The 17,202-nt window shown below is 58.0% G+C and carries 12 protein-coding genes; 8 read left to right on the top strand and 4 right to left on the bottom strand.

Annotation, left to right across the window (positions count from 1 at the left end; all coding sequences use genetic code 11):
- Window positions 1-30: 30 nt before the first annotated feature.
- Window positions 31-2,226, bottom strand: coding sequence for a primosomal protein N' (gene priA, locus ACLHDD_RS14905; RefSeq protein WP_427104704.1), 2,196 nt, complete (start codon window positions 2,224-2,226; stop codon window positions 31-33).
- A 226-nt stretch (window positions 2,227-2,452) separates the two neighbouring features.
- On the opposite strand from priA, the gene rpmE reads away from it, so the two are divergent.
- Window positions 2,453-2,668 carry a 50S ribosomal protein L31 gene (rpmE, locus tag ACLHDD_RS14900; protein WP_313655743.1) on the top strand — a complete coding sequence of 72 codons (216 nt, stop codon included), beginning with the start codon at window positions 2,453-2,455 and terminating at the stop codon, window positions 2,666-2,668.
- 272 nt (window positions 2,669-2,940) lie between these two features.
- On the opposite strand, the gene metJ is transcribed toward rpmE, so the two are convergent.
- Window positions 2,941-3,258 (bottom strand): met regulon transcriptional regulator MetJ, encoded by a 318-nt coding sequence (gene metJ / locus ACLHDD_RS14895; protein WP_009088019.1) that lies wholly within the window; start codon window positions 3,256-3,258, stop codon window positions 2,941-2,943.
- A 274-nt stretch (window positions 3,259-3,532) separates the two neighbouring features.
- Here metJ and metB point away from each other — a divergent pair, with 274 nt between their 5' ends.
- The 3 genes from metB to metF all read left to right on the top strand — a co-directional run bounded on the left by metB (window position 3,533) and on the right by metF (window position 8,230).
- On the top strand, window positions 3,533-4,693 hold the full coding sequence (metB, locus tag ACLHDD_RS14890) for a cystathionine gamma-synthase (protein WP_427104703.1): 1,161 nt from the start codon (window positions 3,533-3,535) through the stop codon (window positions 4,691-4,693).
- Between the two features lie 2 nt (window positions 4,694-4,695).
- Window positions 4,696-7,131 (top strand): bifunctional aspartate kinase/homoserine dehydrogenase II, encoded by a 2,436-nt coding sequence (locus ACLHDD_RS14885; RefSeq protein WP_427104702.1) that lies wholly within the window; start codon window positions 4,696-4,698, stop codon window positions 7,129-7,131.
- Between the two features lie 199 nt (window positions 7,132-7,330).
- Window positions 7,331-8,230: a methylenetetrahydrofolate reductase gene (gene metF, locus ACLHDD_RS14880; protein ID WP_427104701.1), complete on the top strand. Its 900-nt coding sequence runs from the start codon at window positions 7,331-7,333 to the stop codon at window positions 8,228-8,230.
- Between the two features lie 81 nt (window positions 8,231-8,311).
- Here the strand turns inward: metF and ppc are convergent, their stop codons facing one another.
- A complete protein-coding gene (gene ppc / locus ACLHDD_RS14875) occupies window positions 8,312-10,963 on the bottom strand; it encodes a phosphoenolpyruvate carboxylase (protein ID WP_427104700.1) in 2,652 nt (883 codons plus the stop codon).
- 353 nt (window positions 10,964-11,316) lie between these two features.
- Entirely contained in the window at window positions 11,317-12,465 is a 1,149-nt protein-coding gene (argE, locus tag ACLHDD_RS14870; protein ID WP_427104699.1) for an acetylornithine deacetylase, read from the bottom strand.
- Window positions 12,466-12,632: 167 nt separating this feature from the next.
- On the opposite strand from argE, the gene argC reads away from it, so the two are divergent.
- The 4 genes from argC to argH all read left to right on the top strand — a co-directional run bounded on the left by argC (window position 12,633) and on the right by argH (window position 17,134).
- Complete coding sequence (argC, locus tag ACLHDD_RS14865; RefSeq protein WP_427104698.1) at window positions 12,633-13,637, top strand: N-acetyl-gamma-glutamyl-phosphate reductase; 1,005 nt, start codon at window positions 12,633-12,635, stop codon at window positions 13,635-13,637.
- Between the two features lie 14 nt (window positions 13,638-13,651).
- Window positions 13,652-14,428, top strand: a complete 777-nt coding sequence (gene argB, locus ACLHDD_RS14860; protein ID WP_427104697.1) for an acetylglutamate kinase — start codon at window positions 13,652-13,654, stop codon at window positions 14,426-14,428.
- Between the two features lie 24 nt (window positions 14,429-14,452).
- A complete protein-coding gene (locus tag ACLHDD_RS14855) occupies window positions 14,453-15,670 on the top strand; it encodes an argininosuccinate synthase (protein WP_427104696.1) in 1,218 nt (405 codons plus the stop codon).
- Between the two features lie 90 nt (window positions 15,671-15,760).
- Complete coding sequence (gene argH, locus ACLHDD_RS14850; RefSeq protein WP_427104695.1) at window positions 15,761-17,134, top strand: argininosuccinate lyase; 1,374 nt, start codon at window positions 15,761-15,763, stop codon at window positions 17,132-17,134.
- Window positions 17,135-17,202: the final 68 nt, after the last annotated feature.

Raw genomic sequence — 17,202 nt, 5'->3', positions numbered from 1 at the left:
TTTCGATCCCACTCGCAGTGTCAGAAAAAATCAGCTCTCCGTTGGGTCAATATCCAGCGTCCATTTCACTTTACGGGCGGCGGGCAGTGTTGATACCAGCGGTAATGAACTGCTCAGTAGCTGCTGCAGGCGCTGGCGGGAGGGGTGCTGTAAAAGGAGCTGCCAGCGCCAGCGCCCGCTACGTTTGGGCTGTAGCGCGGGAAGAGGGCCCATAAACCACATCGACTTATCATTCAGCGGGCTTGCCTCAAGCAGGTTACGAAGCTGCTGCAGAAACTCTGCTGCCTGCTGATTGTCCATGTCTTCGGCGCGGAACAGCGCATGGCGGCTCCAGGGCGGCAGATGAACGGCCTGCCGCTCCAGTAATGCCTGCCGGGCAAAGGCCGCATAGCCCTGATGCAGCAGCGTCTGCAGTAACGGATGCTCCGGATGGTGCGTCTGCAGCAACACTTCCCCCTGTTTACCCGCCCGGCCCGCCCGGCCGGCGACCTGCGTATAGAGCTGGGCAAAGCGTTCCGCTGCCCGAAAGTCGGCGGAGAACAGCGCACCGTCGACATCCAGCAGCGACACCAGTGTGACATCGGGGAAGTGGTGGCCCTTAGCCAGCATCTGGGTGCCGACCAGGATACGTGCTCCCCCCCGGTGGACGTCAGCCAGATGCTGCTCCAGCGCCCCTTTGCGGCTGGTGGTATCGCGATCGATACGCGACACCGGCACGCCGGGAAAGAGCGAGCCAAGCTGCTGCTCCAGCTGCTCTGTGCCTACCCCGACCGGCAGCAAGTGGGTCGAACCGCACTGCGGGCATTGATTGGGCAGCGGACGCTGACTATCGCAATGGTGACAGCGCAGCTGGCGATGATGCTGATGCAGCGTGTAGTAGCGGTCACAGCGGGCACACTCAGCAATCCAGCCACAGTCGTGACAGAGCAGGGCGGGCGAAAAGCCCCGGCGGTTGAGAAACAGCAGCACCTGGTTATCGGCCTGCAGGTGCTGACGCATTTTGGCGATCAGGCCCGGCGCCAGGCCGCCGACCAGCTGTACGCCCTTTAAATCGATTAGCTGTTGCAGTGCAGGTCGGGCGTTGCCGGCACGTTTGGTCAGGTCAAGCTGGCGGTACTTGCCGCTGCGGACGTTATGCAACGTTTCAAGCGCTGGCGTCGCGGAGCCCATCACAATCGGGATGTTCTCTTCATGTGCGCGGAAGACGGCCAGATCGCGCGCCTGATAGCGCCAGCCCTCCTGCTGTTTGTAAGAGCTGTCATGCTCTTCATCAATGATAATGACGCCGGGACGCGCCAGCGGGGTAAACAGCGCCGAGCGGGTGCCAATCACAATCGCTGTTTCGCCACGTCGCGCACGCAACCACACGGCCAGCCGTTCACTGTCATTCAGGGCGGAATGCAGCACATCAATGGGGGCATCGAAGCGTTCGCGAAAACGGGCGATAGTCTGTGGCGTCAGACCAATTTCAGGCACCAGCACCAGCGCCTGTTTACCGCGCGCCAGCACATTCTCCAGAACGCTGAGGTAAACCTCGGTTTTACCGGAACCGGTAATTCCTGCCAGCAGCCAGGCCGCATAGTTTTCATCATCGGCCCGAATGGCGCCCACGGCCATCGCCTGATCGGTGTTCAGGCGAAGACGCTCGCCTTTGACGGCATAGGTCGACCGCCAGTCGTGCTGTTCCGGCTGATGCTCATGCAGCTCGCACAACCCTTTGGCGCGAAGTGCCTGCAGGGTCGCATCGTTAAGATCGTGATCGCTAATCTGATGACGATAGAGGGGTTGCTGACGCAGTGCCGCCAGTGCCTGCTGCTGTTTGGGTGCCCGCCTCAGGCTCTCTGGCGCGGTCGCCCGGCCCAGCTCGGTGATTTCCCAGCGCCATAACGGTATATCCTGCGCCGCTTTCCCCTGACGCAGCAGCACCGGAATCGCATGGCTCAGGACTTCGCCCTGCGGCGAGTGATAGTAGCTGGCAGCCCAGTTCAGGATGCGCCATAGCGAAGGTGGAAAGAGTGACTCGCTATCCAGCACCTCAACGACCTGCTTTAACTGTGCGTCCGGCAGATCGCTGCTGTCGCGGAAGGCGACCACGATGCCGATCATTTTACGATTGCCAAAGGGCACACTCACGCGACCGCCGATGACCGGCTGCGCACCCTGCGGCGGCAGATAATCAAACAGGCGGGGTAAGGGGACGGGCAGGGCAACCTGAACGACGGGCATAACTCTCTCTTTCCGGCTCAATCATCGGGGAAGCTAGTGTACACGCTGTACCCTGCTGGCGGGTATCTCAGCATAGATTTGCAGCAATCAAAACTTATCTGTATAATATGCGGCCTTCGGTGAGAAAGTTCTGGCCGGAGCATACACTTTTACGTTCAACCGCGTGTGGTGCTGTGCAGGTTAACACCTGGCACGGAGAGCGACACGGCCTTTTATGAGGTTTCCCATGAAACAAGGTATTCACCCGAAATACGAAGCAGTTACTATCAAATGTACCTGCGGCAACGAGATTCACACCCGTTCTACTCTGAATCACGAACTGAACCTGGACGTTTGTGGCAAATGCCACCCGTTCTATACCGGTAAGCAGCGTGAAGTGGCAACTGGTGGCCGTGTTGACCGCTTTAACAAGCGTTTCAGCGTGCCAGGCGCTAAAAAATAAGATTAAAAGGCACCTGAACCTTCGGGTTCGGCGGCAGAAAAACCCAGCTTCGGCTGGGTTTTTTTATGTCTGTATTACGGCGATAACTTCATCCCGGCCACCACAATGAGCTGACCATCACCAGACCGGCGGTCAGTGTGCTTTTCTGACTCTTTTTTAACTTTTAAACAGAACGAACCAGGCGGCTGAGCCGTGATGAGCAGAACAGGAAAGCGGCTCCCTGCGCGGAGCCTGCTTCTCTGAAAGGCGTGACGCGAGAAACGCCCGGCGAATTAATACTCCCAGGTATCCGGGTCGACGCCCATCTGGCGCATAATCGCTTTTGCCTCTTCAGGAATTTCATCGCTGCGCTCTTTACGCAGGTCAACATCATCCGGCAGCGGCTGACCCGTGAAAGCATGTAAAAACGCTTCGCAAAGCAGTTCGCTATTGGTCGCGTGACGCAGGTTGTTCACCTGACGACGGGTACGCTCATCCGTTAAAATCTTCAGTACGCTCAACGGGATAGAAACCGTTATCTTCTTGACCTGCTCGCTTTTCTTACCGTGCTCAGCGTACGGGCTGATATATTCGCCGTTCCATTCAGCCATGGGTTACCTTAATTAATAAACGTTAATTGTGAGGAAATCAGCAGATTATGCCTGATTTTTTCCTGCCTGACCCCTGATATGGCGGGTTTTCTTCGCTCACAACCTCCGCTGCACAGAGGGGGAACGCCAGGCGATGACGCATAATTTTAGCGGTTATTGCGTTTCTGCTCAATCTATACGCAAAGACATTTAGATGTCCAGATGTATTGACGTCTAATTAGGGGGTGATATCCTGTACGCTACATTTTCATTACTCTTCAGGAACAATTCGCTCATGACGCGTAAACCGGCAACCATCGCAGTACGCAGCGGTTTGAATGATGACGAGCAATATGGCTGCGTTGTCCCGCCCATCCACCTTTCGACGACCTATAACTTCCTGGATTTTAACGAGCCGCGCGCGCATGACTATTCTCGTCGTGGTAACCCGACGCGTGATGTTGTGCAGCGTACGCTGGCAGAACTGGAAGGGGGGGCAGGTGCGGTATTAACCAATACCGGCATGTCGGCGATTCATCTGGTGAGTACCGTGTTCCTGAAGCCTGGCGATCTGCTGGTTGCGCCACATGACTGCTACGGCGGCAGCTATCGGCTGTTTGACAGCCTGAGTAAACGCGGCGCGTATCGGGTGAAGTTTGTCGATCAGGGCGACCCGGTGGCGCTGCAGGCGGCGCTGGACGAAAAACCCGCGCTGGTGCTGATTGAAAGCCCCAGTAACCCGCTACTGCGCGTGGTCGATATCAGCGGAATTTGCGCGGCGGCACGCGCGGCGGGTGCCATCAGCGTCGTGGACAATACCTTTATGAGTCCGGCCCTGCAGAACCCGCTGGCGCTGGGGGCTGACCTGGTCATTCACTCCTGCACCAAATACCTGAATGGTCACTCTGATGTGGTCGCCGGTGCGGTGATCGCCCGCGATCCTCAGCACGCGACCGATCTGGCCTGGTGGGCGAACAATATCGGCGTGACCGGCGCGGCGTTTGACAGTTATCTGCTGCTGCGCGGGATTCGTACTCTCGCGCCGCGCATTGCGGCGGCGCAACGAAATGCTCTCGCGATTGTGGCATACCTGCAGCAGCAGAAGCTGGTGAAAAAGTTATATCATCCTTCGTTACCGGAAAACGCGGGTCACGAATATGCCGTTCGTCAGCAGCGTGGCTTTGGCGCCATGCTGAGTTTTGAGGTCGAGGGTGATGAGGCGCTGTTGCGTCGCTTCCTGAAAGCGCTGAGGCTGTTTACACTGGCTGAATCGCTGGGTGGCGTAGAGAGCCTGATCTCCCATACCGCCACCATGACGCACGCAGGCATGTCAGCAGAAGCACGCGCAGCAGCAGGAATTTCCGATACGCTGCTACGGGTTTCTGTCGGCATCGAAGATCACGAAGATTTAATAGCCGATCTGGAGAATGCCTTCCGGATCGCAGCCGAGGGTTAAGCATGATGATTTCTGCAGGCGCGGGAACGCCAGATATCCGGCAGTTGCATAAGTTTGGTGGTAGCAGCCTGGCGGATGCACGCTGCTATCAGCGCGTTGCCAGCATAATGGCGGACTACAGCCAGCCGGGCGACCTGATGGTGGTTTCCGCAGCAGGCTCGACCACCAACCAGCTGATTAGCTGGCTGAAGCTGAGTCAGAGTGACAGGCTCTCTGCGCACCAGGTGCAACAGGCATTACGGCGCTACCAGAGCGAACTGATTAGTGCGCTTCTGCCTGCTGAGGTTGCAGAACCGTTGATCGGCGCGTTTGTTCGCGATCTGGAAAAGCTGGCCGCCCTGCTGGATGCGCCGATCACCGATGCGGTGTATGCCGAAGTGGTCGGGCATGGTGAAATCTGGTCAGCGCGACTGATGTCTGCGGTGCTGAGCCAGCGCGATCTGCAGGCCTGCTGGCTGGATGCGCGCGAGTTTCTGCGGGCTGAACGTGCTGCTCAGCCGCAGGTGGACGAGGGGAAATCCTGGCCACTGCTGCAGACATTGCTGGCGCAGCATCCGCACAAGCGCATTGTGGTCACCGGGTTTATCAGTCGCAACGACGCCGGTGAAACGGTACTGCTGGGCCGCAACGGTTCCGACTATTCCGCCACGCAGATTGGTGCGCTGGCGGGGGTTAGCCGTGTCACTATCTGGAGCGACGTGGCAGGCGTCTACAGCGCCGACCCTCGTAAAGTGTCGGATGCCTGCCTGCTGCCGCTGTTAAGGCTGGATGAAGCCAGTGAGCTGGCGCGTCTGGCCGCCCCGGTGCTGCACACCCGCACGCTGCAGCCGGTCTCCGGCAGCGATATCGACCTGCAGCTGCGCTGCAGTTATCAGCCGGAGCAGGGTTCAACCCGCATCGAACGCGTACTGGCCTCCGGGACGGGTGCGCGGATCGTGACCAGCCATGATGATGTCTGTCTGATCGAGATTCAGCTCCCGGAGCAGCATGACTTTGCCATTCTGCATAAAGAGATCGACCTGCTGCTGAAGCGCGCGCAGCTGCGTCCGCTGGCATTTGGTGTGCATCCGGATCGCCAGCTTCTGCAGCTCTGCTATACCGCCGAAGTGGTCAACAGCGCCTTTACACTGCTGCAGGACGCGGGATTACCAGGTCATCTGCAACTGCGTGACGGCCTGGCGCTGGTGGCGCTGGTTGGTGCAGGCGTTACCCGCAATCCGCTGCATACCCATCGTTTCTGGCAGCAGTTAAAAGATCAGCCAGTTGAGTTTATCTGGCAGTCAGAAGAGCACATCAGCGTGGTGGCGGTGCTGCGCGTCGGGCCAACCCAACATCTGATTCAGGGACTGCATCAGTCGCTGTTCCGTGCTGAAAAGCGCATCGGCCTGATGCTGTTTGGCAAAGGCAATATCGGTTCGCGCTGGCTGGAGCTGTTTGCCCGCGAGCAGGAGACGCTGTCAGCACGTACCGGCTTTGAGTTTTTGCTGGCGGGGGTGGCGGACAGCCGTCGCAGCCTGCTGAGCTATGAGGGGCTGGATGCCAGCCGGGCGCTCGCCTTCTTTGATGATGAGGCGGTGGAGCGCGATGAGGAGTCGCTGTTCCTCTGGATGCGCGCTCATCCGTTTGATGACCTGGTCGTGCTGGATGTCACCGCCAGCACCCCGCTGGCGCAGCAATATCTCGACTTCGCCAGCCACGGCTTCCATGTGATCAGCGCCAACAAGGTCGCGGGTGCCGCCGACAGTCAGACATGGCGACAGATCCGTGATGCCTTTACTAAAACCGGGCGTCACTGGCTCTATAACGCGACGGTGGGAGCAGGTCTGCCGATCAACTACACCGTGCGTGATCTGCGGGACAGCGGCGATACCATACTGGCGATTAGCGGGATCTTCTCCGGGACGCTCTCCTGGCTGTTCCTGCAATTTGATGGCACCGTCCCCTTTACCGAGCTTGTGGACCAGGCGTGGCAGCAGGGATTGACCGAGCCCGATCCGCGCGCCGATCTTTCGGGTCAGGATGTGATGCGCAAACTGGTGATTCTGGCGCGTGAGGCGGGCTACAACATTGAGCCGGATCAGGTGCGGGTAGAGTCGCTGGTCCCTGACAACTGCCAGCAGGGGTCGGTTGACTACTTCTTTGAAAACGGCGAAGAGCTGAATGAACAGATGCTGCAGCGGCTGGAAGCCGCGCAGGAGATGGATCTGGTGCTGCGTTACGTCGCCCGCTTTGATGCCAATGGCAAAGCGCGTGTGGGTATCGAAGCGGTTCGTCCGGAGCATCCGCTGGCGTCTCTGCTGCCGTGCGACAACGTTTTTGCGATTGAGAGCCGCTGGTATCGGGACAACCCGCTGGTGATCCGCGGGCCTGGCGCGGGCCGGGATGTCACCGCCGGCGCTATCCAGTCAGATATTAATCGCCTCGCCCAACTGCTGTAACTCCTCTTCAGGCGCTTCGGCGCCTGTTTTCAATGCGTTACCTCTGCCGCCAGCGGCCACCTCTTTGCTGGCTGAAAATTGCTCACGTCTGTTGATTATTTTTAAGTTGACGGCTCACACCGATTACGTCATTTTGAACTTCCGGACGTCTGAACGTGTAGATGTTCAAAGGTCGTTTATTAATCGATGAGGGTGCGGGATGAGTTTCTTTCATGCGAATCAGCGCGAAGCGCTAAACCAGAGCCTGGCAGAGCTGAACGGGCAAATTAATGTCTCTTTCGAGTTCTTTCCGCCGCGTACTCACGAAATGGAAGAGACGCTGTGGAGTTCCATCGATCGCCTGAGCAGCCTGAAGCCGAAATTCGTTTCGGTGACCTACGGCGCGAACTCCGGGGAACGCGACCGCACCCACAGCATTATCAAAGGCATTAAAGATCGGACCGGTCTGGAGGCGGCGCCCCATCTGACCTGTGTCGATGCCACGCGTGAAGCGCTGCGCGCCATCGCTCAGGATTACTGGAACAACGGCATCCGTCATATTGTGGCGCTGCGCGGCGATCTGCCGCCCGGCAGTGGCAAACCGGAGATGTATGGCAGCGATCTGGTGTCGCTGCTAAAACAGGTTGGAGAGTTTGATATCTCCGTTGCTGCTTACCCGGAAGTCCATCCTGAAGCAAAAAGCGCCCAGGCCGACCTGATTAACCTGAAGCGTAAAATTGATGCGGGCGCCAGCCGGGCGATTACCCAGTTCTTCTTCGATGTCGAAAGCTATTTACGTTTTCGCGATCGCTGTGTGGCGACCGGCATTGATGTGGAAATCGTGCCAGGCATCCTGCCGGTTTCCAATTTCCGGCAGCTGCAACGCTTTGCCACACTGACCAATGTGCGTGTACCGGGCTGGATGCATGCAATGTTTGCCGGGCTGGATAATGATCCGGAAACGCGCAAAATGGTGGGGGCCAATATCGCCATGGATATGGTGAAAATTCTGTCGCGCGAAGGGGTAAAAGATTTTCACTTCTACACGCTGAACCGGGCCGAAATGAGTTACGCCATCTGCCACACCCTGGGCGTCCGGCCTGCCGCTGCCGCAGCGTAATCGCCCTGCCCGCAGACAATAAAAAAGTCGGGCATGGCCCGACTTTTTTATCACACGTCGCCGACCTCTGTCAGCGCCGGGTTAACCGGTGTTACGCATCCCGGCGGCTACACCGGCGATGGTGACCATCAGTGCCTGCTCCACGCGGGCATCCGGCTCTTCGCCCCGCGCTTCCTGGGCACGTGAACGGTGCAGCAGTTCTGCCTGCAGGACGTTAAGCGGATCGGTATAGACGTTACGCAGCGCGATCGACTCGGCAATCCACGGCTGGTCAGCCATCAGATGTGAGTCGTTGGCGATGGTCAGCACCGCTTTAATATCCGCATCAAGCTGGTCACGCAGCTGTTTGCCCAGCGGCCAGAGTGATTTATCGACCAGGCGCTGGTCATAGTATTCCGCCAGCCACAGGTCCGCTTTCGAGAAGACCATCTCCAGCATTCCCAGACGGGTAGAGAAGAAAGGCCAGTCGCGGCACATCGCTTCCAGCTGATCCTGATGGCCTGCCGCCATCGCCTGCTGCAGGGCCGCACCGGCACCCAGCCACGCGGGCAGCATCAGGCGGTTCTGCGTCCAGGCAAAGATCCATGGAATAGCACGCAGCGACTCCACGCCACCGGTTGGCCGGCGTTTGGCCGGACGCGAGCCCAGCGGCAGTTTGCCCAGTTCCTGTTCCGGCGTAGCCGAACGGAAATAGGGTACGAAGTCAGCATTTTCACGCACGTAACCGCGATACATCGCACAGGAGTCAGCCGAGAGCTGATTCATGATGTCACGCCATTCGCGTTTTGGCTCGGGCGGCGGCATCAGGTTCGCTTCCAGAATCGCACCGGTGTAGAGCGACAGGCTGGCGATGGTCACTTCAGGCAAACCATATTTAAAGCGGATCATCTCGCCCTGTTCGGTCACGCGCAGACCGCCACGCAGGCTGCCCGGCGGTTGCGACAGCAGTGCCGCATGCGCAGGTGCACCGCCACGGCCAATGCTGCCGCCGCGTCCGTGGAACAGGGTCAGGGAGATCCCGGCTTTCTCGCAGGTTTTGATCAGGGCATCCTGCGCCTGATACTGGGCCCAGCTGGCAGCCATGACACCGGCGTCTTTCGCCGAGTCAGAGTAACCAATCATCACCATCTGTTTGCCCTGAATAAAGCCGCGATACCAGTCGATGCTCAGCAGCTGGCTCATGACATCGTTCGCGTTGTTCAGGTCATCCAGCGTTTCGAAAAGCGGGGCCACCGGCATCGCATAGCCGATACCGGCTTCTTTCAGCAGCAGATGAACGGCCAGCACGTCAGACGGGGTTTTCGCCATCGAAATCACGTAGGCGGCGATAGAGCCCTGTGGCGCTTCGGCCGCAACGCGACAGGTTTCCAGCACTTCGCGTGTCTCATCGCTGGGTTCCCAGTTGCGGGGCAGCAGTGGCCGTTTGGAGTTCAGTTCGCGGATCAGGAAGGCCTGCTTGTCCGCTTCGGACCAGCTCTCGTAGTCGCCCAGGCCCAGATAGCGGGTCGCTTCCGCAATCGCTTCGGTGTGACGGGTGCTCTCCTGGCGCAGATCGATACGCACCAGCGGCACGCCGAAACATTTCACGCGGCGCAGCGTATCAAGCAGCTGGCCGTTGGCGATGATGCCCATGCCGCACTTCTGCAGGGACTGATAGATGGCGAACAGCGGATCCCACAGCTGGTTGTTGGAGACCAGCAGATCGGCCGGACGCGGCAGACGTTCCCCTTTCAGGCGATGCTCCAGGAACGACTGGGTGCTCATCAGCTGGCTGCGCAGGCGTTTCAGGATCACACGATAGGGTTCCAGTGCTTCCGGATCGCCGCTGAGCTCGCGGATCTCGTCGCTGCACTCTGACATCGACAGCTCAGAGATCAGGACGCCGATGTCGCGCAGGAACAGGTCAGTGGCTTTCCAGCGGCTCAGTTGCATGACGTGACGGGTAATTGACGCCGTAACATTCGGGTTACCGTCGCGGTCACCGCCCATCCATGAGGTGAACTGCACCGGCACGAAATCGACCGGCAGCTTAATGTCGAAGGCCTCTTCGACCTGCTCGTTCAGCTCACGCAGGAAGGCGGGGACGCCTTCCCACAGACTGTTTTCCACTACGGCAAAGCCCCATTTCGCTTCGTCGATCGGGGTAGGACGATATTTCCGGATCTCATCGGTGTGCCATGCCTGGGCAACCAGCTGGCGCAGACGGCGCATAATCTGATTACGTTCGTAGTCGGAGACGTCGCTATGGTCGAGCTGTTTCAGGCAGCTGTTGACCTCAACCAGCTTATGGATCAGCGTACGGCGGGTGATTTCGGTCGGGTGGGCAGTCAGCACCAGCTCCAGTGACAGCGACTCAATCGCCGCCAGGATGTCGCTTTCGCGAATATCTTTCTGCTGCTTCAGGGTATCAAAGGTCTTTTTCAGCAGTTCAGGATGGTTTTCACCCTCGCCACTCTGCGAGATAGTCTGATACTGCTCGGCCACGTTGGTCAGATTAAGGAACTGGCTGAACGCGCGCGCCACTGGCAGAAGCTCTTCGTTGGAAAGGTTCTGCAGCGTATTGAGCAGTTCTTTACGATGAGTGTCATTGCCTGCGCGGGATGACTTGGAGAGCTTACGGATGGTTTCCACCTGGTCGAGGATGTTCTCGCCCAGTGCATCCTTAATCGTATCCCCGAGCAGTTTGCCGAGCATACTGACATTACTTCGCATTGCGGAATATTGTTCGTTCATTGGACCCTGACACCCTTATCGTCTTGAAAAACTTCTACACCCGACCTTTCAGGCAGCCGAAAATCAGCAACGTGGTGCTCCCGGTATGCTGAGGAGGAACCACCACCGTTGCCGCCTGTCCGCTTTCTGAAACGTTCTGGATAATCACCCGGTGGGCATAACATCGTCTTTCATCTAGCCACGTAATGTTGCATTCGTCAAATGAGATAAAGTGGGACGAAGTCGCGGCTAAATAACGGGAATCATTAGTATTTATCGGGCGTGAAGCGGGATAAGTTATACTTATTGTTAAATCCCGCAGAATGAAGGGGCATTTTGCTGTTATTGCAGTGAAATGCCCCATCTGATGTCAATCAGCGACAAAAATGCTGTACAACCTGACTGATAAGCGCCCGTGTCGGCTTAATAAATGCCGTATCGATAAACTCATCTGGCTGATGCGCCTGATTGATTGAACCTGGCCCCAGTACCAGCGTTGGACAGAGTTGCTGAATAAATGGCGCTTCGGTGCAGTAGTTGACGATTTCGGTAGGGGTACCCAGCAGTTTCTCGACCACACTGACCAGCTCATGATTTGCCGGACACTCATACCCCGGAATCGGTGGATGCAGCTCGGCCACGGTAACGCGACCTGGCCAGCGGGCGCTGACCGGGGCCAGCGCCTCATTCAGCAGTCCATCGAGATCGCCCAGCGACAGACCCGGTAGCGGACGAATATCCATGTGCAGCTCACAGCAGGCGCAGATACGGTTCGCCGCATCCCCGCCATGAATATGACCGAAATTCATGGTGGGGTAGGGAATCGCAAAGCCATCATGGTGATAGCGCTCCTGCAGCGTTGTGCGGAGCTGCATCAGGTGGGTGATCGACTCATGCATCAGCTCGATGGCATTAACGCCCCGGGCCGGGTCGCTGGAGTGGCCCGATTTGCCTTCGATACGGATCACGTTCGACAGATGGCCTTTGTGCGCGCGAACCGGCTTAAGTGAGGTCGGCTCGCCAATGATGGCGCAGTCAGGGCGCAGCTGCGTCGATTCAGAAAAATATTTGGCCCCGGCCATTGTCGTTTCTTCATCCGCCGTGGCGAGGATGTAGAGCGGCTTACTGAGGGTACTGACATCCACATCGCGCAGCGTATCGAGAATAAAGGCGAAAAACCCTTTCATATCGGCGGTGCCCAGACCATAGAGCTTGTTGTCGTGTTCGGTCAGGGTAAAGGGATCGCGTGTCCAGCGGCCATCATCAAAGGGCACAGTGTCAGTATGACCGGCCAGCAGCAGGCCGCCCGCGCCGCTACCGGTGCGCGCCAGCATGTTAAATTTATTGCGCGTTCCCGGCACCGGCTGCACTTCAACGCTGAAGCTCAGGTCGCGGAACCAGCCTGCCAGCAAATTGATTAAAGTTTCATTACTCTGATCCAGTGCGGCATCGGTTGCGCTGATCGACGGTGTGGCAATTAACTGGCTGTACAGTTCAATAAAAGGCGGTAATTTTGTCTTCACTGTTGGCGGTCCTTGGGTTAGGATGTATCCATATTCATGCAGTAATAGTGAATAAAAATACATTAACGTCCTCTGCAAGGGAACCTTAAATCGCTGCAGATGACAGGGTGGGTAACGGGGCAAGGCCGCGACCCGGAACGTGCGACTGTAAAAAGGGTTACAGCCTGATGTTGAATACGCTGATCGTTGGTGCCAGTGGTTACGCTGGTGTTGAGCTTGCCACCTTCCTGAATCGTCATCCACATATCAACATAACCGCTTTGGCGGTTTCCGCGCAAAGCCCTGATGCCGGTAAGCGCCTGTCCGACCTTCATCCGCAGCTGAAGGGCGTGGTGGATCTTCCACTGCAGCCGCTCGGCAGCGCGGCGGAGTGGGCTGACAAAGTGGATGTGGTATTCCTGGCGACCGCCCATGAAGTCAGCCACGATCTGGCCCCGGAATTTCTCAAGGCTGGTTGTGTGGTCTTTGACCTGTCGGGCGCGTTCCGCGTCAACGACGCTGATTTCTACACCCGCTTCTATGGCTTCACCCATCAGCATAGCGAGTGGCTGGATAAGGCCGTTTACGGTCTGGCGGAATATCAGCACGCGAAGATTCAGCAGGCGCAGCTGGTGGCCGTGCCTGGCTGCTACCCGACCGCCGCTCAGCTGGCGCTGAAGCCGCTGGTGGAAGCCGGGCTGTTAAACGATGCGCAGTGGCCGGTTATCAACGCCACCAGCGGCGTGAGCGGCGCCGGACGTAAAGCCAATGTCGGCACCAGCTTCTGCGAGGTCAGCCTGCAGCCTTACGGTCTGTTCAATCATCGTCATCATCCGGAAATTGTTGCACACCTCGGCACACCTGTGATCTTCACGCCGCATCTGGGGAGCTTCCCGCGCGGTATTCTGGCGACCATTACCTGCCGTCTGAAAGCGGGCGTCAGCCGTGACGATGTCGCCGCTGTTTTCCATCGCGCCTATGATGATAAACCGCTGGTGCGGCTCTATGAGCAGGGCGTACCGGCGCTGAAAGCCGTGGTGGGCCAGCCCTTCTGCGATATCGGTTTTGAGATGCAGGGCGAGCATCTGATTGTGGTGGCCGCCGAAGACAATCTGCTGAAAGGCGCGGCATCGCAGGCGGTACAGTGCCTGAACATCCGGTTCGGCTTCCCTGAAACGCAGTCACTGATTTAACGGATAACTAAACCATGACCAATCCATTGATTATCAAGCTGGGCGGTGTGCTGTTAGACAGCGAAGAAGCGCTGGCTCGCCTGTTTGACGCGCTGCTGACCTGGCGCAGCGCGCACCAGCGTCCGCTGATCATCGTCCACGGCGGCGGTTGCCTGGTGGACGAACTGATGAAAAAGCTGGCGCTGCCGGTGATGAAGAAAAACGGCCTGCGCGTGACGCCTGCCGACCAGATCGACATTATTACCGGTGCGCTGGCAGGAACCGCCAACAAAACGCTGCTGGCCTGGGCCAAAAAATCAGGCATCAACGCGGTTGGCCTCTGCCTGGGTGATTCGGGTATCGTCAATGTCACGCCGTTTGACGAAGAGCTTGGTCATGTCGGCCACGCGATGCCGGGCGATCCGGCCCTGCTGAACACCCTGCTGGCGGCCGGTTATCTGCCCGTAGTCAGCTCAATCGGTATTACAGACAGTGGTGAACTGATGAACGTCAATGCCGACCAGGCCGCGACCGCACTCGCCTCGACGCTGGGCGCAGATTTGGTACTGTTGTCTGACGTCAGTGGTATTCTCGACGGTAAAGGCCAGCGCATTGAAGAGATGACGGCCGATAAAGCTGAACAGCTGATTACCCAGGGCATTATCACCGATGGCATGATTGTGAAGGTGCACGCTGCGCTGGATGCGGCACGTACCCTGGGCCGCCCGGTGGATATTGCCAGCTGGCGTCACGCCGAGCGGCTGCCTGACCTGTTTAACGGCGTGTCGATTGGCACCCGGATTCTCGCTTAACGACTCTGATTCAAGGATTACGAAATGCAAACGCAAAACATCAAAAAAATCGTTCTGGCTTACTCCGGCGGTCTGGATACGTCAGCCATCATTCCATGGCTGAAAGAGAACTACGGTGGCTGTGAAGTGGTCGCTTTTGTCGCGGATATCGGTCAGGAGCGCAGCGATCTGGAAGGTGTAGAGAAGAAAGCCCTGCAGTCCGGCGCCTCGGAGTGCCACGTCGTTGACCTGCGTGAAGAGTTCATCAGCGACTATGTCTATCCAGTGCTGCAGACCGGTGCCCTGTACGAAGGCACCTACCTGCTGGGTACCTCAATGGCGCGTCCTATTATCGCGAAAGCGCAGGTTGAGCTGGCGCTGAAAGTGGGTGCCGATGCACTGTGCCACGGCGCAACCGGTAAAGGGAATGACCAGGTGCGTTTTGAAACCACCTACACCGCGCTGGCTCCGCAGCTGAAAGTGGTGGCACCGTGGCGTGAGTGGAACCTGCGTTCACGTGAAGCCCTGCTGGACTACCTGAAAGAGCGCAACATCCCGACGACTGCATCGCTGGAAAAAATCTACAGCCGTGACGAAAACGCGTGGCATATCTCCACCGAAGGCGGCGTGCTGGAAAGCCCGGCGAATGCACCGAACAAAGATTGCTGGGTCTGGACGGTCGATCCGCTGGAGGCACCCGATCAGCCTGAAGAGGTGACCGTGACCGTAGAGAAAGGCCGGGTTGTGGCTGTCAACGGCGAAAAAATGAGTCCGTTCCAGTGCCTGGAAAAACTCAATGCGCTCGGCGCGAAGCATGGCGTGGGCCGTATCGATATCGTGGAAAACCGTCTGGTCGGCATTAAATCGCGCGGCTGCTATGAAACGCCTGGCGGCACCATCATGATCAACGCCCTGCGTGCGGTAGAGCAGCTGGTTCTGGATCGCGACAGCTTCAAATGGCGTGAGCAGCTGGGTCACGAAATGTCCTACGTCGTCTATGACGGCCGCTGGTTCGCCCCGCTGCGTAAGTCGATTCAGGCGGCTGCCGAATCGCTGGCGGAAGAGGTAAACGGTGAAGTGGTGCTGCAGCTGTTCAAAGGCCATGCAACCGCGACGCAGAAGCGTTCTGCAAACAGCCTCTATTCAGAAGAGTTCGCGACCTTCGGCGAAGACGAAGTTTACGATCACCGTCATGCAGGCGGCTTCATCCGTCTGTTCTCACTCTCGTCGCGCATCCGTGCCCTGAACGAGCAGAAGAAGTAATTATCGGGCGGGATACGCCCCGCCTCACAGTTTCACTTCAGGGGCGGCATTTATGCCGCCTCTTGTTTAACGATTCAGAGGAGTTTTCACATGGCACTTTGGGGTGGACGGTTTACTCAGGCAGCGGATCAACGTTTCAAACAGTTCAACGACTCGCTGCGCTTCGATTACCGCCTGGCAGAGCAGGACATCATTGGCTCTGTTGCCTGGTCCAAAGCGCTGGTGACGGTGAATGTCCTGACTCAGGATGAGCAGCAGCAGCTGGAAGCAGCCCTGAATACGTTACTGCAGGATGTGCGTGAAAATCCTGAGCAGATCCTGCAGAGCGATGCCGAAGATATTCACAGCTGGGTGGAAGGGCAGCTGATCGACAAGGTCGGCGCACTGGGCAAAAAACTGCACACCGGCCGTAGCCGTAACGATCAGGTTGCCACCGATCTGAAGCTCTGGTGCAAGATGCAGATTGAGGCGCTGCTGGGTGCGACACGCGATCTGCAGCAGGCGCTGGTGGTGACGGCGGAAGCCAATCAGGATGCCGTAATGCCGGGCTACACCCACCTGCAGCGTGCTCAGCCGGTGACCTTTGCGCACTGGTGTCTCGCCTATGTTGAAATGCTGGCGCGCGATGAGAGCCGTCTGCAGGATACGCTGAAGCGGCTGGATGTCAGCCCGCTGGGCTGTGGCGCACTGGCCGGTACCGCTTACGAGATCGACCGTCAGCAGCTGGCAGGCTGGCTGGGCTTTGCTTCTGCCACGCGCAACAGTCTGGACACCGTTTCAGACCGGGACCACGTGCTGGAGCTGCTCTCCGATGCCGCGATCGGCATGGTGCATCTGTCGCGCTTTGCCGAAGATATGATTTTCTTCAATACCGGCGAAGCGGGCTTTATTGAGCTGTCAGACAAAGTGACCTCCGGCTCCTCACTGATGCCGCAGAAGAAAAATCCGGATGCGCTGGAGCTGATTCGCGGCAAGTGCGGCCGTGTGCAGGGCGCTCTGACCGGGATGATGATGACGCTGAAAGGCCTGCCGCTGGCGTACAACAAGGATATGCAGGAAGACAAAGAGGGCCTGTTCGACGCGCTCGATACCTGGCTCGACTGTCTGCACATGTCGGTACTGGTGCTGGATGGCCTGCAGGTTAAACGTCCGCGCTGCCAGGAAGCCGCCGAACAGGGTTACGCAAACTCTACCGAGCTGGCGGACTATCTGGTTGCCAAAGGCGTGCCGTTCCGTGAAGCGCACCATATTGTCGGCGAAGTGGTTGTGGCCGCCATTGGTGAGGGTGTGGCGCTGGAAGCACTGCCGCTGGCGACGCTGCAGCACTACAGCGCAGTGATTGGTGAGGATGTCTATCCGATCCTGGCGCTGCAATCCTGTCTGGATAAGCGTAACGCCCAGGGCGGTGTCTCTCCGCAGCAGGTCGCGCGTGCTATCGATGACGCAAAACAGCGTCTGGCGTAATCTGCAGATAAAAAAAGCGGGCATGTCAGATGCCCGCCAACCTCTAGCTTCAGAACGACTACTTTTTT

Origin of the sequence: Pantoea sp. NSTU24, from assembly GCF_050157905.1 — a bacterium.
In the GTDB taxonomy this organism is placed as follows: Bacteria; Pseudomonadota; Gammaproteobacteria; order Enterobacterales; family Enterobacteriaceae; genus Pantoea.
This window is presented reverse-complemented; position numbering and strand designations above follow the sequence as displayed.